General features: G+C 61.5%; 20 protein-coding genes. 12 read left to right on the top strand and 8 right to left on the bottom strand.

Features of this window, described 5'->3' with window-relative positions; genetic code table 11:
• Positions 1-18: 18 nt before the first annotated feature.
• Positions 19-228 carry a hypothetical protein gene (locus tag NN484_RS23550; protein ID WP_102357207.1) on the top strand — a complete coding sequence of 70 codons (210 nt, stop codon included), beginning with the start codon at positions 19-21 and terminating at the stop codon, positions 226-228.
• A gap of 8 nt (positions 229-236) precedes the next feature.
• Here NN484_RS23550 and NN484_RS23545 read toward each other — a convergent pair whose 3' ends face one another.
• The 3 genes from NN484_RS23545 to NN484_RS23535 all read right to left on the bottom strand — a co-directional run bounded on the left by NN484_RS23545 (position 237) and on the right by NN484_RS23535 (position 4200).
• Positions 237-1154: a DHH family phosphoesterase gene (locus NN484_RS23545; RefSeq protein WP_274658039.1), complete on the bottom strand. Its 918-nt coding sequence runs from the start codon at positions 1152-1154 to the stop codon at positions 237-239.
• A gap of 149 nt (positions 1155-1303) precedes the next feature.
• The gene (locus tag NN484_RS23540; protein ID WP_215500855.1) at positions 1304-2587 is read right to left on the bottom strand and encodes a Zn-dependent hydrolase; all 1284 of its coding nucleotides are present in this window, start codon (positions 2585-2587) and stop codon (positions 1304-1306) included.
• Between the two features lie 128 nt (positions 2588-2715).
• Positions 2716-4200 carry an NCS1 family nucleobase:cation symporter-1 gene (locus NN484_RS23535; RefSeq protein ID WP_127650911.1) on the bottom strand — a complete coding sequence of 495 codons (1485 nt, stop codon included), beginning with the start codon at positions 4198-4200 and terminating at the stop codon, positions 2716-2718.
• 624 nt (positions 4201-4824) lie between these two features.
• Here NN484_RS23535 and hydA point away from each other — a divergent pair.
• The 3 genes from hydA (at position 4825) to preA (ending at position 9128) form a co-directional block, all read left to right on the top strand.
• Entirely contained in the window at positions 4825-6264 is a 1440-nt protein-coding gene (gene hydA / locus NN484_RS23530; RefSeq protein ID WP_274658038.1) for a dihydropyrimidinase, read from the top strand.
• 221 nt (positions 6265-6485) lie between these two features.
• Entirely contained in the window at positions 6486-7853 is a 1368-nt protein-coding gene (locus NN484_RS23525) for an NAD(P)-dependent oxidoreductase (RefSeq protein WP_274659331.1), read from the top strand.
• Complete coding sequence (preA, locus tag NN484_RS23520) at positions 7854-9128, top strand: NAD-dependent dihydropyrimidine dehydrogenase subunit PreA (RefSeq protein WP_215500856.1); 1275 nt, start codon at positions 7854-7856, stop codon at positions 9126-9128. It abuts the gene before it with no gap.
• A gap of 82 nt (positions 9129-9210) precedes the next feature.
• On the opposite strand, the gene NN484_RS23515 is transcribed toward preA, so the two are convergent.
• Positions 9211-9831, bottom strand: coding sequence for a TetR/AcrR family transcriptional regulator (locus tag NN484_RS23515; RefSeq protein ID WP_027613201.1), 621 nt, complete (start codon positions 9829-9831; stop codon positions 9211-9213).
• Positions 9832-9969: 138 nt separating this feature from the next.
• Between NN484_RS23515 and copC the strand changes: the two genes are divergently transcribed.
• Both copC and copD read left to right on the top strand, forming a co-directional pair.
• Positions 9970-10332, top strand: coding sequence for a copper homeostasis periplasmic binding protein CopC (gene copC / locus NN484_RS23510; RefSeq protein WP_127650915.1), 363 nt, complete (start codon positions 9970-9972; stop codon positions 10330-10332).
• A 3-nt stretch (positions 10333-10335) separates the two neighbouring features.
• Positions 10336-11193 carry a copper homeostasis membrane protein CopD gene (gene copD, locus NN484_RS23505; RefSeq protein ID WP_274658037.1) on the top strand — a complete coding sequence of 286 codons (858 nt, stop codon included), beginning with the start codon at positions 10336-10338 and terminating at the stop codon, positions 11191-11193.
• An 85-nt stretch (positions 11194-11278) separates the two neighbouring features.
• Here the strand turns inward: copD and NN484_RS23500 are convergent, their stop codons facing one another.
• Together NN484_RS23500 and NN484_RS23495 are read right to left on the bottom strand one after the other, a co-directional pair.
• Entirely contained in the window at positions 11279-12421 is a 1143-nt protein-coding gene (locus NN484_RS23500; protein ID WP_215500859.1) for an HlyD family secretion protein, read from the bottom strand.
• On the bottom strand, positions 12418-14073 hold the full coding sequence (locus NN484_RS23495) for an MFS transporter (protein WP_274658036.1): 1656 nt from the start codon (positions 14071-14073) through the stop codon (positions 12418-12420). Before NN484_RS23495 ends, NN484_RS23500 begins: the two co-directional genes overlap by 4 nt.
• A gap of 311 nt (positions 14074-14384) precedes the next feature.
• Between NN484_RS23495 and NN484_RS23490 the strand changes: the two genes are divergently transcribed.
• The 6 genes from NN484_RS23490 to NN484_RS23465 all read left to right on the top strand — a co-directional run bounded on the left by NN484_RS23490 (position 14385) and on the right by NN484_RS23465 (position 20631).
• Entirely contained in the window at positions 14385-15680 is a 1296-nt protein-coding gene (locus NN484_RS23490; RefSeq protein ID WP_127650919.1) for an OprD family porin, read from the top strand.
• Positions 15681-15959: 279 nt separating this feature from the next.
• The gene (locus NN484_RS23485; protein ID WP_127650921.1) at positions 15960-16784 is read left to right on the top strand and encodes an NAD-dependent epimerase/dehydratase family protein; all 825 of its coding nucleotides are present in this window, start codon (positions 15960-15962) and stop codon (positions 16782-16784) included.
• Positions 16785-16814: 30 nt separating this feature from the next.
• Entirely contained in the window at positions 16815-17708 is an 894-nt protein-coding gene (locus NN484_RS23480; RefSeq protein ID WP_274658035.1) for an SMP-30/gluconolactonase/LRE family protein, read from the top strand.
• 64 nt (positions 17709-17772) lie between these two features.
• Entirely contained in the window at positions 17773-18744 is a 972-nt protein-coding gene (locus tag NN484_RS23475) for a TRAP transporter substrate-binding protein (RefSeq protein ID WP_274658034.1), read from the top strand.
• A 79-nt stretch (positions 18745-18823) separates the two neighbouring features.
• Positions 18824-19351 carry a TRAP transporter small permease gene (locus NN484_RS23470; RefSeq protein WP_274658033.1) on the top strand — a complete coding sequence of 176 codons (528 nt, stop codon included), beginning with the start codon at positions 18824-18826 and terminating at the stop codon, positions 19349-19351.
• The gene (locus tag NN484_RS23465; protein ID WP_127650925.1) at positions 19351-20631 is read left to right on the top strand and encodes a TRAP transporter large permease; all 1281 of its coding nucleotides are present in this window, start codon (positions 19351-19353) and stop codon (positions 20629-20631) included. The genes NN484_RS23470 and NN484_RS23465 overlap by 1 nt, the downstream gene beginning before the upstream one ends.
• Before the next feature lie 117 nt (positions 20632-20748).
• Here the strand turns inward: NN484_RS23465 and NN484_RS23460 are convergent, their stop codons facing one another.
• Entirely contained in the window at positions 20749-21549 is an 801-nt protein-coding gene (locus tag NN484_RS23460; protein ID WP_274658032.1) for a sulfite exporter TauE/SafE family protein, read from the bottom strand.
• A 9-nt stretch (positions 21550-21558) separates the two neighbouring features.
• Entirely contained in the window at positions 21559-22803 is a 1245-nt protein-coding gene (locus NN484_RS23455) for an NAD(P)/FAD-dependent oxidoreductase (RefSeq protein ID WP_274658031.1), read from the bottom strand.
• Between the last annotated feature and the right edge of the window lie 62 nt (positions 22804-22865).

Genomic DNA, 22865 nt, shown 5'->3' with positions numbered 1-22865 from the left:
TTGATCAAGGAGAGACTGATGACGTCGCGTCGCAACATCGAACAGACTTATCGCACCTGGTCCAGCCCCATTCTGCTGGAGCTGAAAAAGCGCGAACACCAAATGGCGCCGGTCGAGCGTCAGGCACTGGAGAATGTTTTGGTCGAACGACGGTTGCTGGATGTGGGCAACCCGGACGGCCCTGACCGGCGCCAGGGCACTGCGAGCAAAAATGACCGCCCGGGTTGATCAGCGCATCAGACGGGGGTGAAATTCAGCCCCAGCTTCAGCAGTTGTTTGCGCAGCATCGAAGGTTTCACAACAGCCATTGCCGCCCGCCATTGCAGCGCCAGCAAACGATTCAGTTTCTGCTGGCTGACTACCGGCTCAGCCAGTAAACAACTCTGGCCGTCACGGATGCCGATGACGTTCAGCAACCAGTCATCGCCCTGCCCGTCCATCCAGCCGCAGATCTCGTTGCGATGTTTGTGAAGCAATCCATCGGCGTCCCACACCGTCATCTGTGCGAAAACCTGTGGCAGGTTACTCTCCGCCTTGAAGCGTTTCAGATCCGCCGCCAACGCGCTCTGCAGGTCTGCTTCGATGGCGGCCTGACATTCGAGGAAGTACCGCTCGGGCCAGTTCGCAGCCAGTTTCGCCCGCTGAGCCAATGCTGCGTAAGCCTCAATATCCAGCTCTGTGGTCATCTGCCCGGTGAGGTTGAGCGTGTTGTCGAGGATCGCCGTGGCCAGCAATGCCGCGCTCTGCTCGCTGATTCGCGGTAGCAGACCGGCGGCTTGCCAGCGCCGAAAAACCAGCGTCGCCGCGGCGCCGATCGGGCGGATGTCGGCGGCCGAACCCAGTCGCTCAGCCCAGTACGGCTCATGACCGGGATGATGGTCGATGACCTCCACCACCTGATCGAGCACCACCAGCGGGTCGAAGTGGTGATAGTCGGAGACATCGACCAGCACAAATTCATCTTTTACTTGAGGTGTGTAACCGTGAAAAGCAGCGCCCCAACTCAGAACGGTCGGCGACACACTGCTATTGGGTTTCGCGCTACTGACGGCGCGGGCGGGAACGCCTTGCAGGTTGAGCAATTCAGCGTAGGCGATGCAGCAGGCGTAGGCGTCGATGTCCAGATAGGATGCGCCGGAGGTGATGATTTTCATGGGGCGCAACCGTCGCACATTTCTATGACATCGGGGTGACATAAAAAGATCGCAGCCTCGTTTCACTCGACAGCTCCTACAGAGACGAACACAAATCCCATGCAGGAGCTGCCGCAGGCTCGGGCCGCGATCGGACGATCTTTTGATCTTCAGGCCGCGCGCTGCCCCGCTGCCACCGCCGCCGAAGCCGCGAGCATCGCCCGCAACAACACCGCACACCCGGCCGCCAGATCGTCCGGCGCCGCGTTTTCGATTTCGTTGTGGCTGATGCCGCCCTCGCACGGCACGAAGATCATCCCGGCCGGGCCGAGTTCGGCGAGGAAGATCGCATCGTGGCCGGCGCCGCTGACGATGTCCATGTGCGACAGGCCCAGACCTTTCGCCGCGCCGCGCACGGCTTCGACGCAGCCTTTTTCGAAGTACAGCGGCGGGAAGTCGGCGGTCGGGGTCAGTTCATAGGTCAGGCCGTGTTCTTCGCAGGTGGCGTCGATGATCTGTTTCACTTCGGCGATCATCGAATCCAGGCGCGCCGGTTGCAGATGGCGGAAGTCGAGGGTCATGCGTACTTCACCGGGGATGACGTTGCGCGAGCCGGGATAGGCTTGCAGGCAACCGACGGTGCCGCAAGCGTGCGGTTGATGGCCGAGGGCGGCGCGATTGACCGCACCGACGATCACCGAGGCGCCAACCAGGGCGTCCTTGCGCAGGTGCATCGGCGTCGGGCCGGCGTGGGCTTCTACACCGCGCAGTTTCAGGTCGAACCACTTCTGCCCCAGCGCGCCGAGCACCACGCCGATGGTTTTCTGTTCGTCTTCGAGGATCGGGCCTTGTTCGATGTGCGCTTCAAAATAAGCGCCGACCTTGTGCCCGCTGACTTTGCGCGACCCGGCATAGCCGATGGCGTTCAGCGCTTCACCAACGGTGACGCCCTCGGCGTCGACCTTGGCCAGGGTTTCTTCGAGGGTGAATTTCTCGGCGAACACCCCGGAGCCCATCATGCACGGGGCGAAGCGCGAGCCTTCTTCGTTGGTCCAGACCACCACTTCCAGCGGCGCTTCGGTTTCCACGCCGAGGTCATTGAGGGTGCGCAACACTTCGACGCCGGCGAGCACGCCAAAGCAGCCGTCGAACTTGCCGCCAGTGGGCTGAGTGTCGATGTGGCTGCCGGTCATCACCGGCGGCAAGTCAGGATTGCGCCCCGGGCGGCGGGCGAAGATGTTGCCGACTTCATCCACCGTGACGCTGCACCCGGCGTCCTTGCACCATTGCACGAACAGGTCGCGGGCCTGGCGATCGAGGTCGGTGAGAGCCAGGCGACAGACCCCGCCCTTGACCGTCGCACCAAGCTTGGCGAGTTCCATGAGCGAGGCCCAGAGGCGGTCGCGGTTGATGTGCTGATGGGTGGATTGCAGAACGTCTACGGCTGCGTTCATGTTGATCTCCTCAGGCAGTTTGAGATGTTGCTGTGGTGTCTGGTGGACCGCTATCGCGAGCAGGCTCACTCCTACAAGGGAACGCATTTCATCTGTAGGAGTGAGCCTGCTCGCGATGAGGGCCTCCCTTACACCGCTGTTTTCATGATCGAAGGCTGCGCCCGCATCACGCACAACCCGTAATAAATCACCCCACCCAGCGCCGAGCCGGTGAACCAGCCGTAGCTGTAGAACCAGCTGAACGCATCGCTACCGAGCGACAGCAGGGTCAGCACCACCGGCACGCCGAACGCGACAAACCCGGCCCAATTCCACGCCGGATACACGTCGTCGCGATACAACCCGGCCAGGTCCAGTTGCTGTTTCTTGATCAGGAAATAGTCCACCACCATGATCCCGGCGATCGGCCCGAGCAGGCTCGAATAGCCCAGCAGCCAGTTGGAATACACGGTTTCCAGGCTGACGTCGGAGACGATCAGCCCGAGCTTTTTCAGCAGCTCGTGAGCCATCAGCGCCAGCCCGACAAACCCGGTGAGCAACACTGCTTTGGTGCGGTTGATCACCTTGGGCGCGATGTTCTGGAAATCGTTGGTCGGCGAAACGATGTTCGCCGCGGTGTTGGTCGACAGCGTGGCGATGATGATCAGTGCCATGGCCACCGCGACCCACACCGGGCTCTGAATATGGCCGATCAGGCTGACCGGATCGGACACGGTGACACCGACCAGTTTCACCGACGCGGCGGTCATCACCACCCCCAGCGAAGCGAACAAGAACATGGTCAGCGGCAGGCCGAAAATCTGCCCGAGGATCTGGTCCTTCTGGCTTTTGGCGTAACGGCTGAAGTCGGGAATGTTCAGCGACAGCGTGGCCCAGAAGCCAACCATCGCCGTCAGCCCGGCGGCAAAATAACTGACCACGCTGGCGCCCTCAGGGCGTTTCGGTGGAATCGCCAGCAACTCAGTCATCGACACATTGGGCATCGCCCACATCAGCAAGCCGATGCCCACCGCCACCAGCAACGGTGCGGACAGGGTTTCCAGCCACTTGATCGACTCGGCGCCCCGGATCACCACCCACAGGTTCAGCGACCAGAAGATCATGAAGCCGATCACCTCGCCGGTGCCGCCAAGGGATTTCCAGCCCTCGAACACCGAGCCGAGAAACAGGTGAATCGCCAGTCCGCCAAACATCGTTTGAATACCGAACCAGCCGCACGCCACCAGCGCACGAATCAGGCACGGCACGTTGGAGCCGAGCACGCCGAACGACGAGCGCAGCAACACCGGAAATGGAATGCCGTACTTGGTGCCGGGAAAGGCGTTGAGCGTGAGCGGGATCAGCACGATGACGTTGGCCAGCAGAATCGCCATCAGCGCTTCGCCCACGCTCAGGCCGAAATACGCGGTGAGCACACCGCCGAGGGTGTAGGTCGGCACGCACACCGCCATGCCGACCCACAGCGCGGTGATGTGCCATTTGTTCCAGGTTCGTTCGCGCACCTTGGTCGGTGCCATGTCGTGGTTGTAACGGGGACTGTCGAGGACGTCGCTGCCGGCTTCGAGTTCGAACAAGCCGTCGCGCTCGGTCACTTGCGATCTGTTCTGTTGCATGGCCGCTCCACTGTTCTTCTGATTATTTTTTTGCTCATCAGGCGGCTGCGCACGAGGGTGCGAGCCGGACGATGGCCGGAGGAACTGACAACTTTGTTGCACCGGCCATGGTGTCAGCGGCGGCATCAATAAACGTGCCGGGTGCCCCGCTTGTGCATCGGGCCGTGTTTCAAACGCATTGCAACTTTCTGATATTTCTCGGTTTTAATTATTTACCGAAGGCGTCCGCGAAAACTTGTCTGCACGCTCAGGCCAAACGTTTGCCAAGTTGTTCGAACTGTCAGGACTCAATCTGGTGCACTGCACTTTTTTTCATCCGGGGCGATCAACCGCAGCTCAACTTCAAGCAGCTGATTTCACATAGGAAATCTTGCTCATATTTCCATCCTGTCAAGTGCGTCAAAATGGTGAACAGCCTCACCATTTTGGTGATTTACAGTTTTTATCGTTATTTTTCATATACTTAAAACAGTCATAAGCTTATAAAAAATAATCTTGATCAATTGCATAACTGCGACTAGCTTCTATTCCTGACAGCGATGACAGGAATACGCCGATCAACGCTGTACATCAATAAAACATTTAGAACCGGCATAAGTCGGTCATGCCTGCGAGGAACTCGGAATGTCTCTGTTGATCCGTGGCGCCACCGTTGTTACCCATGATGAAAGTTACCGCGCCGACGTCTATTGCGCCGACGGCGTGATCAAAGCCATCGGTGAAAACCTTGATATTCCCGCCGGCGCCGAAGTGCTCGACGGCAGCGGCCAATACCTGATGCCCGGCGGCATCGACCCACACACCCACATGCAACTGCCCTTCATGGGCACCGTGGCCAGTGAAGACTTCTACAGCGGCACGGCAGCCGGTCTGGCCGGCGGCACCACGTCGATCATCGACTTCGTGATTCCCAATCCGCAGCAGTCACTGCTCGAAGCGTTTCATCAGTGGCGAGGCTGGGCCGAGAAGTCGGCGTCCGACTACGGTTTCCACGTCGCGATCACCTGGTGGAGCGAGCAAGTGCGTGAGGAAATGGCCGAGCTGGTCAGCCATCACGGGATCAACAGCTTCAAGCATTTCATGGCCTACAAGAACGCGATCATGGCCGCCGACGACACGCTGGTGGCGAGCTTCGAGCGCTGCCTGGAACTCGGCGCCGTGCCGACCGTGCACGCGGAAAACGGCGAGTTGGTCTATCACCTGCAACGCAAGCTGATGGCTCAGGGCATCACCGGACCGGAAGCGCATCCGCTGTCGCGGCCCTCGCAGGTGGAAGGCGAAGCGGCGAGCCGGGCGATTCGCATTGCCGAAACCATCGGCACGCCGTTGTACCTGGTGCACGTTTCGACCAAGGAAGCCCTCGACGAAATCACCTACGCCCGCAGCAAGGGCCAACCGGTGTACGGCGAAGTGCTGGCCGGGCATCTGCTGCTCGACGACAGTGTCTATCAGCACCCGGACTGGCAGACCGCCGCCGGTTACGTGATGAGCCCGCCGTTCCGTCCGCGCGGGCATCAGGAAGCGCTGTGGCATGGCCTGCAAAGCGGCAATCTGCACACCACCGCCACCGATCACTGCTGCTTCTGCGCCGAGCAGAAAGCTGCCGGGCGCGACGATTTCAGCAAGATCCCCAACGGCACCGCCGGCATCGAAGACCGCATGGCGGTGCTGTGGGATGAAGGGGTCAACACCGGGCGGTTGTCGATGCAGGACTTCGTCGGCCTCACCTCCACCCACACCGCGAAAATCTTCAATCTCTACCCGCGCAAAGGCGCGATTCGCGTCGGCGCCGATGCCGACCTGGTGCTGTGGGACCCGCAAGGCACCCGCACCATCTCCGCCAAGACGCACCATCAGCAGGTGGACTTCAACATCTTCGAAGGCAAGACCGTGCGCGGCGTGCCGAGCCATACCGTCAGCCAGGGCAAAGTGGTCTGGGCCGACGGCGACCTGCGCGCCGAGCGCGGGGCCGGACGCTATATCGAACGGCCGGCGTATCCGGCGGTGTTTGATTTGCTGAATAAGCGGGCTGAATTACACAAGCCCACAGCGGTTAAACGCTGAGAACCAGGCCTTCGGCCTTCGCGAGCAGGCTCGCTCCCACATTTGGAATGCATTCCCCTGTAGGAGCTGCCGAAGGCTCGGGCCGCGTTCGGACGATCTTTTGACTTTGCCGTTAAAGATCAAAATCAAAAGATCGTCCGAACGCGGCCCGAGCCTTCGGCAGCTCCTACAGGGAATTGACCAATGCCCGTCAGAGGCAGAAAACCGTGAGGCACAAAACCGTGATCGAGACCCTGAACCATCTCCCGCACCCGCACGAAAGCGCGGCCGCCCTCGCCGGCCATTTCACTGATCTGGCGCCGCCGCTCAACGCCCGGCAGGCGCATCTGGAGGCGTCGCGCTGCCTGTATTGCTACGACGCGCCGTGCGTCAATGCGTGCCCGAGCGAAATCGACATTCCTTCGTTCATCCGTAACATCCACCAGGACAACGTGCCCGGTGCGGCGCAGAAAATCCTTTCGGCGAACATCCTCGGCGGCAGTTGTGCGCGGGTCTGTCCGACCGAGATCCTCTGCCAGCAAGCTTGCGTGCGCAACAACGCGCAGGAATGCGCGCCGGTGCTGATCGGCCTGCTGCAACGCTACGCCGTGGACAACGCGCACTTCACCGAGCACCCGTTCCAGCGTGCGGCCAGCACCGGCAAGCGCATCGCCGTGGTCGGCGCCGGGCCGGCAGGTTTGTCCTGCGCCCACCGTAGCGCCATGCACGGGCATGACGTGGTGATTTTCGAAGCACGGGAGAAGGCTGGCGGCCTCAACGAATACGGAATCGCCAAGTACAAACTGGTCGACGACTACGCGCAGAAGGAACTGGATTTCCTCTTGCAGATCGGTGGCATCGAGATCCGCCACGGACAGAAACTCGGCGACAACCTGACCCTCGGCGAATTGCATCAGCAGTTCGACGCGGTGTTCCTTGGCCTTGGCCTCAATGCCAGCAAGCAGCTCGGCCTGCCTCACGAGGACGCCCCCGGCCTGCTCGCCGCCACCGACTACATCCGCGAACTGCGCCAGGCCGATGACCTGACGCAACTGCCGCTGGCCGAACGCTGCATCGTCCTCGGCGCCGGCAACACGGCGATCGACATGGCCGTGCAAATGGCCCGCCTCGGTGCCCGCGACGTCAATCTGGTGTATCGCCGTGGCGCGGCGGACATGGGCGCCACCGGTCACGAACAAGACATCGCCAAGGCCAATCAGGTGCGCCTGCTGACCTGGGCGCAACCGGATGAAGTGCTGCTCGATGCGCAAGGCCAGGTACGCGGCATGCGTTTCGCCCGCACGACTCTGGTCGAGGGTCGCCTGCAAACCACCGGCGAAACCTTCGAACTGGCGGCCGACGCGATCTTCAAAGCCATCGGCCAGGCCTTCGACAGCAGCGCCCTCGCCGACCCGCTGGCCCGCGAACTCAAGCGCCAGGGCGAACGGATTCAGGTCGATGACAACCTGCGCACCAGCATCCCCGGCGTGTACGCCGGTGGCGACTGCACCAGCCTCGATCAGGACCTCACCGTGCAGGCTGTACAGCACGGCAAACGCGCCGCCGAGGCGATCAACGCGCAACTGATGCTCAACGTGGAGGCAGCGTAAATGGCCGATCTCTCGATAGTCTTCGCCGGTATCAAGGCCCCCAACCCGTTCTGGCTGGCCTCCGCGCCGCCCACCGATAAAGCCTACAACGTGGTGCGTGCCTTCGAGGCCGGTTGGGGCGGCGTGGTCTGGAAAACCCTCGGTGAGGACCCGGCAGCAGTCAACGTCTCGTCGCGCTACTCGGCGCACTACGGCAACAACCGCGAAGTGCTGGGCATCAACAACATCGAACTGATCACCGACCGCTCACTGGAGATCAACCTGCGCGAGATCACCCAGGTGAAGAAAGACTGGCCGGATCGCGCACTGATCGTCTCGCTGATGGTGCCGTGCGTGGAGGAATCGTGGAAACACATCCTGCCACTGGTCGAAGCCACCGGTGCCGACGGCATCGAGCTGAATTTCGGTTGCCCGCACGGCATGCCTGAACGGGGCATGGGCGCGGCGGTCGGTCAGGTGCCGGAGTACGTCGAGCAAGTCACCCGCTGGTGCAAAACTTATTGTTCACTGCCGGTGATCGTCAAACTCACGCCGAACATCACCGACATCCGCGTCGCTGCCCGCGCGGCACATCGCGGTGGCGCCGATGCGGTGTCGCTGATCAACACCATCAATTCGATCACCAGCGTCGATCTGGAACACATGGTTGCCCTGCCCACCGTCGGCAGCAAAAGCACCCACGGTGGTTATTGCGGTTCGGCAGTCAAGCCGATCGCACTGAACATGGTCGCCGAGATTGCCCGCGACCCGCAGACCCAGGGCCTGCCGATCTGTGGCATTGGTGGCATCGGCAGTTGGCGCGATGCGGCGGAATTCATTGCGTTGGGCAGCGGCGCGGTGCAGGTGTGCACGGCGGCGATGCTGCACGGTTTCCGCATTGTCGAGGAGATGAAGGACGGCTTGTCGCGCTGGATGGACAGTCAGGGCTACGCCAACATCGGCGAGTTTTCCGGGCGCGCGGTGGGCAACACCACCGACTGGAAATACCTCGATATCAACTATCAGGTGATCGCGAAGATTGATCAGGATGCGTGCATCGGTTGCGGGCGTTGCCACATTGCCTGCGAAGACACGTCACACCAGGCGATCAGCAGCCTGAAGCAGGCCGACGGCACGCATAAATACGAAGTGATCGATGATGAGTGTGTGGGCTGCAACCTGTGCCAGATCACCTGTCCGGTGGCGGATTGCATCGAGATGGTGCCGATGGAAACCGGGAAACCATTTCTGGACTGGAACCATGATCCGAGGAATCCCTACCATGTCGCGGTCTGATTCTTAAGATCAAAAGATCGCAGCCTTCGGCAGCTCCTACAAAGATCGGTGTAGGAGCTGCCGAAGGCCGCGATCTTTTGACTTAGGGCTCCAACCCGATCCCGCGCAAAATCACACTGGTCACCGTCTGCACCGCCCGTTCGAACTGCATGTCCGACAGCGGCTGGTGCTCGTTGAGAATATTCACCTGATGATCGAAGTCGGCGTAATGCTGGGTCGAGGCCCAGATCATGTACAGCAGGCTCGATGGTTCCACCGGCAGAATCCGCTTGTCTTCAACCCACTGGCGGATCTTCGCTTCCTTCATTTTCGCCCAGTCGTAGAGGCTGAGATCCAGCGCCTCACCGAGGGTCGGTGCGCCGTGGATGATCTCGTTGGCCCAGACTTTCGAACCGTACGGCCGGCTGCGCGAGTGGTTCATCTTGGCGCGGATGTAGCTGCTGAGCACCACCCGCGGGTCATCGAACATCTCGAAGCACAGCGCGTCCTGTTTCCATACTTCCAGCAGGTCGAACAGCACCGCGCTGTACAGCTCGCTCTTGGTTGAAAAGTAGTAATGCAGGTTGGAACGCGGCAATTGCACTTCGGCGGCGATGTCGGCCATGGCGGTGCCGCCGAAGCCTTTTTCGGCGAAGACTTTTTCCGCCGCCAGAAGGATTTTCTCGACGTTACTGCGACGAATCTCGATCTTGTGATTGCCCATGTGGGCTCCCTGACAACAGCGTTGCCCAAGACTAGCACCCGCTCTGGTACGCGGGCGACCGTTGCAAACAAAACTTCGTGCGAAGGTCGGTGCATGGCTAAACTGACGCCTCTTTGTCCTGCCTCAAAGGTATTCGCGATGCTGTTCAAGAACGTCCTGACCACCACTGCCCTGCTCGCTTCGCTGTTCGCCGCCTCCTCCGTATTCGCCCACGCCCACCTGAAAAGCCAGACCCCGGCCGCCGACAGCACCGTCGCCGCACCGGCAGACCTGCGCCTGACCTTCTCCGAAGGCGTCGAGGCCAGTTTCACCAAAGTCACCGTGACCCACGATGGCGCCCCGGTCGCGCTCAAACCTTTGAGCACCGAAGGCGACAAGAAAACCCTGATCGTCACCCCTGCTGCACCGCTCAGCGCCGGTGAATACAAGGTCGAATGGCACGCAGTGTCGGTCGACACGCACAAGAGCGAAGGCGCCTACCAGTTCAAGGTTGGCCAGTAACTCATGAGTGAAGCGCTGGTGCTGTGCCGTTTTGTGCATTTCAGCGTGGTGTTGATACTGTTCGGGGCCTGGCTGTTGCGGCCACGGTTGCTCAAAGCGCCAGCGCCGGCGCTGGATCGGCAACTGGCGTGCCTCGCGCGCTGGCTGACGGCGATTGCGCTGGTCAGCGGCGTGGCCTGGGCGCTGTTGATTACCGCGAGCATGGCCGGTTCGGCGACAGCCGCGTTCGATGCGGACACCCTTGGCGTGGTGCTGGGCAATACGTTTTTCGGTCAGGTCTGGCGTTGGCATCTGCTGATCAACGCGCTGTTGTTGGCGCTGCTGTTCACGCCGTGGCGTTCGAACGTGCCGTTGCGCCTGGGTTTGAGCGCGCTGTTGCTGGCGACCCTGGCGCCAGTCGGTCATGGCGCGATGCTCGATGGCCTCAGCGGGCAATTGCTGATCCTCAACCAGATCATTCACCTGACGTGCGTGGCCGCTTGGCTCGGCGGCTTATTGCTGCTGGTGCTGATCCTGCGTCAACCAGACGAACCGATGAGCCGGATCCTGCAACGCTTCAGTGGGGTCGGTTACGCGTTGGTGGCGGGCCTGCTGATCACCGGGCTGATCAACGTGCGCGTGCTGACCGGCCAGTGGTGGCCGACGCCGCTGTTCAACGGCTTTGCCCTGATTCTGCTGATCAAGGCAGCGCTGGTGATGGGCATGCTCGCACTGGCGTTGTTCAACCGCTTGCGGATTGATGATTGCCAACAGCGGATGGGCGCGCTCAAGCGCAGTGTGATGCTGGAGTGGTTGTTGGGGATTGGTGCGGTGGCGGCGGTTTCGCTGCTGGGCACCCTGCCGCCGATGATCGCGGCCTGAAAAGCAAAAGATCGCAGCCTTCGGCAGCTCCTACAGGGAATCGCATTCCAATGTAGGAGCTGCCGAAGGCTGCGATCTTTTGCTCTTAATGAGGTTGTGTGTCACCCGCCGCGGTGTCGATGCTGACCACCACCGACATCCCCGGGCGCAAGCGCTCCTCTTCCTGCTGATCCGGGTCGATGGTGATCCGCACCGGCACCCGCTGGGCGATTTTCACGAAGTTGCCGGTGGCGTTATCCGCCTGCAACAGGGCGAATTCCGAACCGGTGCCCGGCGAGATGTGCTGCACATGGCCGGTGAATCTGCGGTGGTTCAGGGCATCGACGGTGAAGCGCACCGGTTGCCCGACACGCACGTTGTCCATCTGGGTTTCCTTCATGTTGGCGATCACCCATTTCTGACTCGGCACCAGCGCCATCAACTGCGCGCCGGAGTTGACGTAAGCGCCGAGACGCACGCCGATCTGCCCGAGCTGGCCGTCACGCGGGGCGACGATGCGGGTGTTCGACAAATCGATCCGCGCCAGTTGCACCGCCGCTTCGGCGCTGGCCACCGCCGCTTCCAGCGAGCCGCGATTGACGATCACCGTTTGCAGGTCCTGACGGGCAATTTCCAGATTGGCCTTGGCCTGCGCCACCGCTGCAACACCTTGTGCGTTGGCCGCGAGCGCCACGTCCATTTCGCGCTTGGACACCGAACCGTCACTCACCAGCTCCTTGTTGCGCCGCAGATCCGCTTCGCTTTTACGCAACTGCGCTTCGCTGTCGGCGACCACCGCCTGACGCAGTTTGATCGTCGCTTCGGCGCTGTTGCGTTGCTGCACCACGTTGGCCAGCGCGGCCTTCTGCACCGCCAGTTGCGCCAGCGCCTGGTCGAGGCGCTGCTGATAAATCCGGTCGTCCAGACGCACCAGCAAATCGCCGGCCTTCACGTACTGGAAGTCCTGCACCGGCACCTCGAACACATAACCGCTGAGCTGCGGCCCGATGATCGTCACCTGTCCGCGCACCAGGGCGTTTTCGGTGGTCTCGACCGCGCTGCTGAACGGCGGCAGTTGCCAGGCGTACAGCACGACCAGCACACCGACGATGGCAATCGCGGCAAAGCCCAGCGACGAGATGATCCGCACCCCCAGCGAGCGCGGCTCGGTGTTCGGCGATGACGGCGGCGCCACGCCTTCGGGGGTGGCAGCGATGGCGTTGGTGGTTGTGGTGGTCGGTTCGGTCATGAAGTAGAGGCACCGCTAGGAGGTACGGAAGGCGCTGGGTCGACGGCTTTGGTGGTGCTCATCAGCCACAGCGCACGAATGGAAAGCCAGATCATGGTCAGCACCGCAATCACGGCGATCAGCATGAACACATCGTTATAGGCCAGCACGTTGGCCTCGCGGGTCGCGGCATTCGACAGGCTGCGAATGCCCTGCAGGTTGCGCAGGCTCGGGTCAGCCAACACCGAGCCGACTGCCGACCCGCCGCTCTGCACCCGTGCGGCCACCAACGGATCGGACAACGTCAGGTGCTCGACGAGGTGGCTGGAATGGAATTTCTCGCGCACGATCTGGAACGTGCCCAACAGCGCCGCGCCGAGCAGGCCGCCGAGGTTGTTGCAGATCCCGAACAACACCGAAAAACTCACCAGATTGCGCGGATTGGTCAGCACGTTGCGGGTGCCGAAGACCATGGTCGGGCCGAGGAAAAACGTGCTGCCGAAAGCCAGCAGGAACTGGCTGAAATACAGATTCGCCGGGCGGGTCAGGTTGTTGGAAAAACTGTCCATCACGGAACCTGTGGCCATCAGCGCCAGCGAGATGATCAGCGGCATCAGCAGGTGCTTGGGGTCGATGGTCAGCGCGCTGGTCAACAGCCCGGCGACACTGCCGATCAGCATCACCACGTACAGGCTGTGCAACTGCTCGTAGCCCATGTTCAGGTTCTGCATGAAACCGACGGCGCCGGTGGACTGCTCCGAGGTGACCATGCGGATCAGGGTCACCGCCAGCGCCAGACGGATCATCACCCCGCTGCCGAGCCAGCGGGTCATCAGCATCGGGTTGCTGCGATTGTGCTCGATGGCCAGCCCGGCGAGGATCAAGGCAATCGAGGCGGCCAGCGCATAGCCGATCCAGTCCGCCTCCAGCCACCAGTCGATACGCCCCAGCGACAGCACCGCGCAGAGTAGCGCCACGCCGCTGGCAAGGATGGCGAAAGTGAGGAAATCCAGCGGCTCGAAGGTTTTGAAGCGGTCACCCGGCGGCAACTTGAGCATCAACACACAGCCCAGCGACAGCAACGCCATGCCCAATTCGAACAGGTACAAGCCGCGCCATTCGGCGATCTGCAACAGGTCTTCGGAGAACAGTCGCGCCAGCGGCAGGGCCAGTTGTGAAGCGCCCAGCCCCAGCACCAGCGCCTTGAGCCGCCACTTGGCCGGAAACGCCTGGATCATGTAATACAGACCCAACGAACTCAACGCCGCACCGACCATGCCGTGGGCCGCCCGCACCGCGATGGCCGAACTCAGGTCGTTGACGAACAGGTGACCGAAGGTCACCAGCGCATACAGCACCAGAAACACCTCGGTGAACGCGCGCAGGCCGAACTGCTGGCGAAACTTCACCAGCAGCAGGTTCATCGAGACGTTGGTCATCACATACGCGGCCGGCAGCCAGGCCATCTCCGCCGTGGTCGCGCCCAACGCGCCTTGCAGGTAAGGCAGGTTGGCGACCACCAGCGAGTTACCCAGACCACCGGTCACCGCCACCAGCAACCCGACCAGCGCATAGGCCAGGCGCTTGGGGTTGGAGTGCAGCGGCGTCGACGGGGAACCGGGCAGACTGGGCTTCTCATGAGGCTGCCAGTCGCGCGGGGCGTATTGATCCATTGAAAAGCCTTGTGCGGGAGGTGGGTGAAGTTTGCCGCAAATTCATCGGCAACACACATCCCACGGACACACAAATCCCTGTAGGAGCTGTCGAGTGAAACGAGGCTGCGATCTTTTGATCTGGATTTTCAAGAAGCAAGATCAAAAGATCGCAGCGTGCCGCAGCGCCTACAAGTTCATCAGCGTCGATGCCGAGTCATCGTATAACTTGCTGTTGACATTCCCTTAAAACGTAGGAAATATCCGCATCCATGTTGTACGACGACGTATAACAAATAATAAAAACAACAAACGAAACAGGGAGCGTCACAGTGAGCACACTCGTCTGCAATTCCGTCCGCCCTTCGCGCTTTTCCGTCACTCGCCCTTGCACGACCTTAAGCCTGATCGGCTGCAGCAGCCTCGCTCTCGCCTTACCGATGAGCGCCAATGCCGAAGGTTTTCTTGAAGACAGCAAAGCCACGCTGAACCTGCGCAACGCCTACTTCAACCGCAACTTCGTCAACCCGGCCTACCCGCAAGGCAAGGCCGAAGAGTGGACGCAGAACTTCATCCTCGACGCCAAATCCGGCTTCACCCAAGGCACCGTCGGTTTCGGCCTCGACGTGCTCGGGCTGTATTCGCAAAAGCTCGATGGCGGCAAAGGCACCGGTGGCACGCAATTGCTGCCGATCCACGATGACGGACGTCCGGCCGACAACTTCGGCCGCCTCGGCGTGGCGCTGAAGGCCAAAGTGTCGAAGACCGAATTGAAGGTCGGCGAATGGATGCCGGTGCTGCCGATCCTGCGCTCGGACGATGGCCGCTCGTTGCCGCAGACCTTTCGCGGCGGACAGATCACCTCCACCGAGATCAATGGCCTGACCGTCTACGGCGGCCAGTTTCGTGGCAACAGTCCGCGCAACGACGCGAGCATGGAAGACATGTCGATGAACGGCCGCGGCGCGTTCACCTCGGATCGCTTCAACTTCGGCGGCGGCGAATACACCTTCAACGACAAGCGCACCCTGGTCGGCGTGTGGTACGCCGAACTCAGCGACATCTACCAGCAGCAATACTTCAACCTCAGCCACAGCCAGCCGCTGGGCGACTGGACACTGGGCGCCAACCTCGGTTTCTTCACCGGCAAGGAAGACGGCAGCGCACTGGCCGGCGACCTCGACAACAAGACCGCATTTGCCATGCTGTCGGCCCGATACGGTGGCAGCACCTTTTACGTCGGCCTGCAAAAACTCTCCGGCGACGACGCGTGGATGCGGGTCAACGGCACCAGCGGCGGCACCCTGGCCAATGACAGCTACAACGCCAGTTATGACAATGCCAAAGAGCGCTCCTGGCAGCTGCGCCATGACTACAACTTCGTTGCCCTCGGCATTCCCGGCCTGACCCTGATGAACCGCTACATCAGCGGCGATAACGTGCACACCGGGACGATTACCGACGGCAAGGAATGGGGCCGCGAGTCAGAGCTGGCCTACACCGTGCAGAGCGGGCCGCTGAAGAACCTCAACGTGAAATGGCGCAACGCGACCATACGCCGGGACTTCAGCACCAACGAGTTCGATGAGAACCGGGTCTTTATCAGTTATCCGATTTCGTTGTTGTAAGCCCCCGGGCCACCATCGTTCCCTGTAGGAGTGAGCCTGCTCGCGATAGCGGCGTATCAGTCAATGACAATGGCGTCTGACGGATTGCTATCGCGAGCAGGCTCACTCCTACAAGGGGATTGCGTTGCCAACTGGGCATTGTGGTGATCGAAAGGTGAATCAGCCCTTCCGTCATTTACACCAAAAGTCGCGTTGACAAGATCCGGAAACCCTACCGATACTTCGGCGCAGTCATACGACAACCTACAACAATCAAAACAAAACATGTAAGGGCTTGCCATGACGTCTACTTCCGCACCCCGCGCTCCATTCAATCGCCTGTTGCTGACCGGCGCTGCCGGCGGCCTGGGCACCGTTCTGCGCGAGCGCCTGCGCCCCTACGCCAATGTGTTGCGCCTGTCCGACATCGCCGCCCTCGCCCCGGCCGTCGATGATCGTGAAGAAGTCGTGCTCTGCGACCTCGCCGACAAACAGGCTGTGCATCAACTGGTCGAAGGCGTCGACGCGATCCTGCATTTCGGCGGTGTCTCGGTGGAGCGGCCGTTCGAAGAAATCCTCGGCCCCAACATCTGCGGTGTCTTCCATATCTATGAAGCCGCGCGCCGGCATGGCGTGAAGCGGGTGATCTTCGCCAGCTCCAATCACGTCATCGGCTTCTACAAACAGGACGAACCGCTCGACGCCGGCTCCGCGCGCCGGCCCGATGGCTATTACGGTCTGTCGAAGTCCTACGGTGAGGACATGGCCAGTTTCTACTTCGATCGCTACGGCATCGAGACCGTCAGCATCCGCATCGGCTCCTCGTTTCCCGAGCCGCAAAACCGCCGGATGATGCACACCTGGCTGAGCTTCGACGACCTCACGCAACTGCTCGAACGCGCGTTGTATACGCCGAACGTCGGCCACACCGTGGTCTACGGCATGTCCGACAACAAGGACGTGTGGTGGGACAACCGCTTCGCCAGTCACCTTGGTTTCGCCGCGAAAGACAGCTCTGAAGTGTTCCGCGAGAAGGTCGAGGCGCAACCGATGCCGGCGGCCGATGACCCGGCGCGGATCTATCAGGGCGGCGCGTTTGTCGCGGCAGGTCCATTCGGCGACTGATCACTCTGACAACGACGCAAAGGAATGAGTATGCAAGCCGAATTGATCGTCGATGCCCGCAACGCGGTGGGCGAAAGCCCGGTCTGGGTGCCGCAGGACAACGCCCTGTACTGGGTGGACATCCCCAACGGCGGACTGCAACGCTGGAGCGCCGACACCGGCCACGTCCATGCGTGGAAAACCCCGGAAATGCTCGCCTGCATCGCCCGCCACAGCCGTGGCGGCTGGGTCGCCGGCATGGAAAGCGGATTCTTTCACCTGCACCCGCACAGCGACGGCAGCCTCGACACCGAGCTGCTTGCCAGCGTCGGACATCGCCGCGAGGACATGCGCCTCAACGACGGCCGCTGCGACCGTCAGGGCCGTTTCTGGGCCGGCAGCATGGTACTGAACATGAGCCTGAATGCGCCCGAAGGCCGGCTCTATCGCTACGGTGCCAGGCAGTCGGGGGTGATCGAAGCGCAGCTCGACGGTTTCATCGTCCCCAACGGCCTCGGTTTCAGCCCCGACGGCAAAACGATGTACCTGTCCGATTCGCACCCCGAGGTGCAACTGATCTGGGCCTTCGATTACGACACCGAGACCGGCACGCCATCGAACCGCCGCGTGTTCGTCGACATGAATCATTTCCCCGGACGCCCCGACGGTGCTGCCGTGGACGCCGAGGGTTTCTACTGGATCTGCGCCAACGACGCCGGGCTCATTCACCGCTTTGCGCCGGACGGACGCCTCGATTTCTCACTGGAAGTGCCGGTGAAAAAACCAACCATGTGCGCCTTCGGCGGCAGCCGGATGGACACCTTGTTCGTGACCTCGATTCGTCCCGGCGACGACCACGATCCGCAATCGCTGGCCGGTGGCGTGTTCGCCCTGAACCCCAACGTCAAAGGCCTGCCGGAACCAATGTTCGACGATTTGCTGTAACACCCGCCTCTGCTGCACCGCTGCGCCTTGAACACAAAAATAACAAGACTGGAGACTCACCCCCATGTACTTCAAACGCACCTTGCTCGCCGTCGCTTTACCGTTTGCCTTCACCCTCGCCAGCACTGCCCAGGCGCTGGAAATAAAATTCGCCGACATTCATCCCGCCGGCTACCCGACCGTGGTCGCGGAAGAAAGCATGGGCCAAACCCTGACCCAGGAAACCAACGGCGAGCTCACCTTCAAGTACTTCCCGGGTGGCGTGCTCGGTTCCGAGAAAGAAGTCATCGAGCAGGCGCAGGTCGGCGCCATCCAGATGACCCGCGTCAGCCTCGGCATCGTCGGGCCGGTGGTGCCGGATGTGAACGTGTTCAACATGCCGTTCATCTTCCGTGACCAGGCGCACATGCGTGCGGTGATCGATGGCGAAGTCGGCGACGCGATTCTCGACAAGATCACCCACTCCGAATTCGGTCTGGTCGCTCTGGCCTGGATGGACGGCGGCACGCGCAACCTCTACACCAAGAAACCGGTGCGCAAACTCGAAGACCTCAAGGGCATGAAAATCCGTGTGCAGGGCAACCCGATGTTCATCGAGACCATCAACGCCATGGGCGGCAACGGCATCGCCATGGACACCGGGGAAATCTTCAGCGCCCTGCAAACCGGGGTGATCGACGGCGCGGAAAACAACCCGCCGACCCTGCTCGAACACAACCACTTCCAGAACGCCAAGTTCTACAGCCTGACCGGGCACCTGATTCTGCCCGAGCCGATCGTGATGTCGAAAATCACCTGGGAGAAACTCACCCCCGACCAGCAGACCCTGGTGAAGAAAGCCGCCAAGGCCGCTCAGGCTGAAGAGCGCGTGCTGTGGGACAAGAAATCCGCCAGCAGTGAAGAAAAACTCAAGGCCGCCGGCGTCGAGTTCATCACCGTCGACAAGAAACCCTTCTACGAGGCCACTGCCTCGGTTCGCGAGAAATACGGTGCACCTTACGCCGACCTGATCAAGCGCATCGAAGCGGTGCAGTAACCCTCCCAGCCCTCAACGAAAGGCCCGGCAGCGCTGGCGTCGCTCGACGTGCGCGCCTGCCCGGTTACGGTGGAACCCGATGAAGAATTCGCTGCTGCGCCTCAACGACATGCTGTACATGACCTGCATCTGGGTCGCCGGCCTGTCCGTGCTGGCCATCGCCCTGATCATTCCCTGGGGCGTGTTCGCCCGATACGCCCTCGGCACCGGTTCGAGTTGGCCGGAGCCCACCGCGATTCTGCTGATGATGGTCTTCACTTTCATCGGCGCCGCTGCCAGTTATCGTGCCGGCGCACACATGGCCGTCGCCATGGTCACCGACCGCTTACCGCCGAACCTGCGCAAGACCCTGAGCATCGTCTCGCAGTTATTGATGGGCACCATCTGCCTGTTCATGACGATCTGGGGCGCCAAGCTGTGCGCCTCGACCTGGAACCAGTTCATGAGCGCCCTGCCCACCCTGCGCGTGGGCATCACCTACATGCCGATCCCGATCGGCGGCGCGCTGACGCTGATCTTTGTCGTGGAAAAACTGCTGTTCGGTGACCAAAGCAATCGCCGCGTGGTGCGTTTCGACCTGATTGAAGAAAACGAAGGGGCTGCCTGATGGACGCATTGATTCTGTTGGGCAGTTTTATCGTGTTGATCCTGATCGGCATGCCGGTCGCCTACGCCCTCGGGCTGTCGGCACTGATCGGCGCATGGTGGATCGACATCCCGTTTCAGGCGCTGATGATTCAGGTCGCGGGCGGGGTCAATAAATTCTCGCTGCTGGCGATTCCGTTCTTCGTGCTGGCCGGGGCGATCATGGCCGAGGGCGGCATGTCGCGGCGGCTGGTGGCGTTCGCCGGGGTGCTGGTCGGGTTTGTCCGGGGCGGCCTGTCGCTGGTCAACATCATGGCCTCGACCTTCTTTGGCGCGATCTCGGGATCGTCGGTGGCCGACACGGCGTCGGTGGGCTCGGTGCTGATTCCGGAGATGGAACGCAAAGGCTATCCACGCGACTTCTCCACGGCAGTAACGGTCAGTGGATCGGTACAGGCGCTGTTGACGCCGCCAAGCCATAACTCGGTGCTTTACTCGCTGGCGGCCGGCGGCACCGTTTCCATCGCTTCGCTGTTCATGGCCGGCGTCGTCCCGGGCCTGTTGATGAGCGCGTGCCTGATGGTGCTGTGCCTGATTTTCGCGAAGAAACGCGATTACCCGAAAGGTGAAGTCATCCCGCTGCGCGAAGCCTTGAAGATCTGCGGCGAAGCGCTCTGGGGCATGATGGCGATGGTGATCATTCTGGGCGGCATTCTGTCCGGGATCTTCACCGCCACCGAATCGGCAGCCATCGCCGTGCTCTGGGCGTTCTTCGTCACCATGTTCATCTACCGCGACTACAAGTGGAGCGAATTGCCGAAGCTGATGCACCGCACGGTGCGCACGATTTCCATCGTGATGATCCTGATCGGCTTCGCCGCAAGCTTCGGCTACATCATGACCCTGATGCAGATTCCGGCGAAGATCACCACGCTGTTCCTGACCCTGTCGGACAACCGCTACGTGATCCTGATGTGCATCAACGTCATGCTGCTGTTGCTCGGCACCGTGATGGACATGGCACCGCTGATCCTGATCCTCACGCCGATTCTGATGCCGGTGATTCTCGGCATCGGCGTCGACCCGGTACAGTTCGGCATGATCATGCTGGTCAACCTGGGAATCGGGCTGATCACGCCGCCAGTGGGCGCGGTGCTGTTTGTCGGTTCGGCGGTGGGCAAGGTCAGTATCGAGAGCACCGTGAAGGCGCTGATGCCATTCTACGCCGTGTTGTTCCTGGTGTTGATGCTGGTGACCTACATTCCGGCAATTTCGCTGTGGTTGCCGCATCTGGTGTTGTAACCCCGACGCTGTGGCGAGGGAGCTTGCTCCCGCTCCGGCGCGCAGCGGCGGCTCTTTGAAAAAAAGGGCCTGCTGCGCAGTCCGGCGGGAGCAAGCTCCCTCGCCACAGGTTTTGCTTCAGGCCCGGAACAACATATACCCCGCCACCACCAGACACACGCTGGCAAACCCCGCCTGCAACGCCCGCGCCGGCACCCGTGCGCACAGCCTGCGACCGATGATCATGCCGATGATGCTGGCGACGATGAACGCCGCACCGAGGCTGTCGATCCGTACCCCGGCGTGGAACGCGCCGATCACGCCAATCGCCGAAATCAGACTGATGACCATCAGCGACGTAGCGACAATGCCGCGCATCTGCACATCGGTCAGTTGCTTGAACGCCGGCACAATCAGGAACCCGCCGCCGACGCCAAGCAACCCCGAGACCACGCCAGTCACCGCCCCCAGCGCCGCGAGGGTAGCGGTGCATTTGGCGGTCCAGTCGAAACGCCCGGTCTCTTCATTGAGCATGCAGTTCTTCTGCCCCCAGCTCGCGTGACCATGATCACTCGGTCCTTCCTGCTGGCGCTCACGGCGCAACATGCGCCAGGCAACCATGACCATCAGCAGGCTGAAGAGGATCATCAGGATCTTCTCCGGCAACTGGTGCGCAAAGTAGATGCCCAGCGGCGAAAACACCGCACCGAGCGCGGCAATCAGCAGCGCCGCGCGGTAGCGCACCAGACCATGACGCAAACCGTCGATAGCACCGACCGCCGCCGCACTGCCCACGGCGAACAGTGCCACGGGCGCGGCTTGGGTCATGCTCCAGCCGAGGCCGAGCACCAGCGCCGGCACCGCGAGAATCCCGCCGCCCGCGCCGGTCAGCCCGAGAATCAAGCCCATCACTACGCCAAACAGACTTGCCAGCAACATAGGGAGTTCTCAGTCGACTTTGGACAAACCGGTCAGCCATTCGCGGCCCTTGAGCATGCCGTTCCAGTAGAACCACGGCAGCAGGGTCGCCTTGAGGAACCACGCCGAGCGGCGTGGCACGGTCGCATCGAGGGCAAACGTCGGCAGCAGTTTGCCGCCGTAACCGAACTCGGCGAGGATCACCTTGCCCTTCTCCACCGTCAGCGGGCAGGAACCGTAGCCGTCGTACTTCAGTGGCAATGGTTGGTGCTTGCGCAGCGCCAAGAGGTTTTCGGCGACGACAACGACCTGCTTGCGCACGGCGGCAGCGGTTTTCGCGTTAGTGGTGCCGCAGATGTCACCGAGGCCGAACACCTCGGGGTAACGCGGATGCTGCAGGCTGTGCGGATTGACCTCGCACCAGCCGGCGGCGTCGGCCAGCGGGCTCTGGGCGATGAAATCCGGCGAGACTTGCGGCGGCACGACGTGCAGCAGATCGAAGGTTTTCGCTTCACGGGTGACATTGCCGTCGGCGTCCTTGACCTCGAACCACGCGGTTTTCGCCGGGCCATCGACCTTGACCAGATTGCTGTTGAACGCCAACTGCGCGTTGTATTTCTCGATGTACTTCATCAGCGGTGGCACGAACGTCGCGACGCCGAACAGCGCGGCACCGGCCAGGTTGAACTCGACGTTGATGTTGTTCAGTGCAGCGTTTTTGCGCCAGTGATCGCACGACAAATACAACGCCTTTTGCGGTGCGCCGGCGCATTTGATCGGCATCGCCGGCTGGGTGAACAGCGCCTTGCCGCCGCGCAGTTTCTGCACCTGATCCCAGGTGTACTGTGCGTGTTGATAGCTGTAGTTGGAGGTCACGCCGTGCTGGCCGAGGCTTTCCTGCAAACCTTCGATCTTTTCCCAGGCCAGACGCAGACCCGGGCAGACGATCAGGTTCTGGTAAGTGACGGTGCGTTGATCGTTGAGGGTCAGCTGACGCGTGTCGGGGTCGATACCAGTCACCGCCGCTTGAATCCAGGTGGCCTGACGCGGCATCACCTTGCTCATCGGCCGGACGGTGTCCTTGACGTCGTAGGCGCCACCGCCGACCAGCGTCCACGCCGGCTGGTAGTAGTGCTGGGCGCTTGGCTCGATTACGGTGATGTTGAGCGCGGGATCACGCTTGAGCAGACTGGCGACGAAGCCGATGCCGGCGGTGCCGCCGCCGATGACCACGATATCGGCACTGATGGATGGGCCCCAGTGTTGATCGTTCATTGCTTGTTCCTTATTGCTGCACGCAAGGATTTCTCAGCCTTCACACAAATCTATTGTAGGAG

The sequence above is a fragment of the Pseudomonas serboccidentalis genome (assembly GCF_028830055.1).
Taxonomy (GTDB): Bacteria; Pseudomonadota; Gammaproteobacteria; order Pseudomonadales; family Pseudomonadaceae; genus Aquipseudomonas; species Aquipseudomonas serboccidentalis.
This window is presented reverse-complemented; position numbering and strand designations above follow the sequence as displayed.

Coding starts and splice junctions, on each gene's coding strand:
- NN484_RS23550 (WP_102357207.1), top strand. CDS start 19: ATGACGTCGCGTCGCAACATCGAACAGACTTATCGCACCTGGTCCAGC.
- NN484_RS23545 (WP_274658039.1), bottom strand. CDS start 1,154: ATGAAAATCATCACCTCCGGCGCATCCTATCTGGACATCGACGCCTAC.
- NN484_RS23540 (WP_215500855.1), bottom strand. CDS start 2,587: ATGAACGCAGCCGTAGACGTTCTGCAATCCACCCATCAGCACATCAAC.
- NN484_RS23535 (WP_127650911.1), bottom strand. CDS start 4,200: ATGCAACAGAACAGATCGCAAGTGACCGAGCGCGACGGCTTGTTCGAA.
- hydA (WP_274658038.1), top strand. CDS start 4,825: ATGTCTCTGTTGATCCGTGGCGCCACCGTTGTTACCCATGATGAAAGT.
- preA (WP_215500856.1), top strand. CDS start 7,854: ATGGCCGATCTCTCGATAGTCTTCGCCGGTATCAAGGCCCCCAACCCG.
- NN484_RS23515 (WP_027613201.1), bottom strand. CDS start 9,831: ATGGGCAATCACAAGATCGAGATTCGTCGCAGTAACGTCGAGAAAATC.
- copC (WP_127650915.1), top strand. CDS start 9,970: ATGCTGTTCAAGAACGTCCTGACCACCACTGCCCTGCTCGCTTCGCTG.
- copD (WP_274658037.1), top strand. CDS start 10,336: ATGAGTGAAGCGCTGGTGCTGTGCCGTTTTGTGCATTTCAGCGTGGTG.
- NN484_RS23500 (WP_215500859.1), bottom strand. CDS start 12,421: ATGACCGAACCGACCACCACAACCACCAACGCCATCGCTGCCACCCCC.
- NN484_RS23495 (WP_274658036.1), bottom strand. CDS start 14,073: ATGGATCAATACGCCCCGCGCGACTGGCAGCCTCATGAGAAGCCCAGT.
- NN484_RS23485 (WP_127650921.1), top strand. CDS start 15,960: ATGACGTCTACTTCCGCACCCCGCGCTCCATTCAATCGCCTGTTGCTG.
- NN484_RS23480 (WP_274658035.1), top strand. CDS start 16,815: ATGCAAGCCGAATTGATCGTCGATGCCCGCAACGCGGTGGGCGAAAGC.
- NN484_RS23475 (WP_274658034.1), top strand. CDS start 17,773: ATGTACTTCAAACGCACCTTGCTCGCCGTCGCTTTACCGTTTGCCTTC.
- NN484_RS23470 (WP_274658033.1), top strand. CDS start 18,824: ATGAAGAATTCGCTGCTGCGCCTCAACGACATGCTGTACATGACCTGC.
- NN484_RS23465 (WP_127650925.1), top strand. CDS start 19,351: ATGGACGCATTGATTCTGTTGGGCAGTTTTATCGTGTTGATCCTGATC.
- NN484_RS23460 (WP_274658032.1), bottom strand. CDS start 21,549: ATGTTGCTGGCAAGTCTGTTTGGCGTAGTGATGGGCTTGATTCTCGGG.
- NN484_RS23455 (WP_274658031.1), bottom strand. CDS start 22,803: ATGAACGATCAACACTGGGGCCCATCCATCAGTGCCGATATCGTGGTC.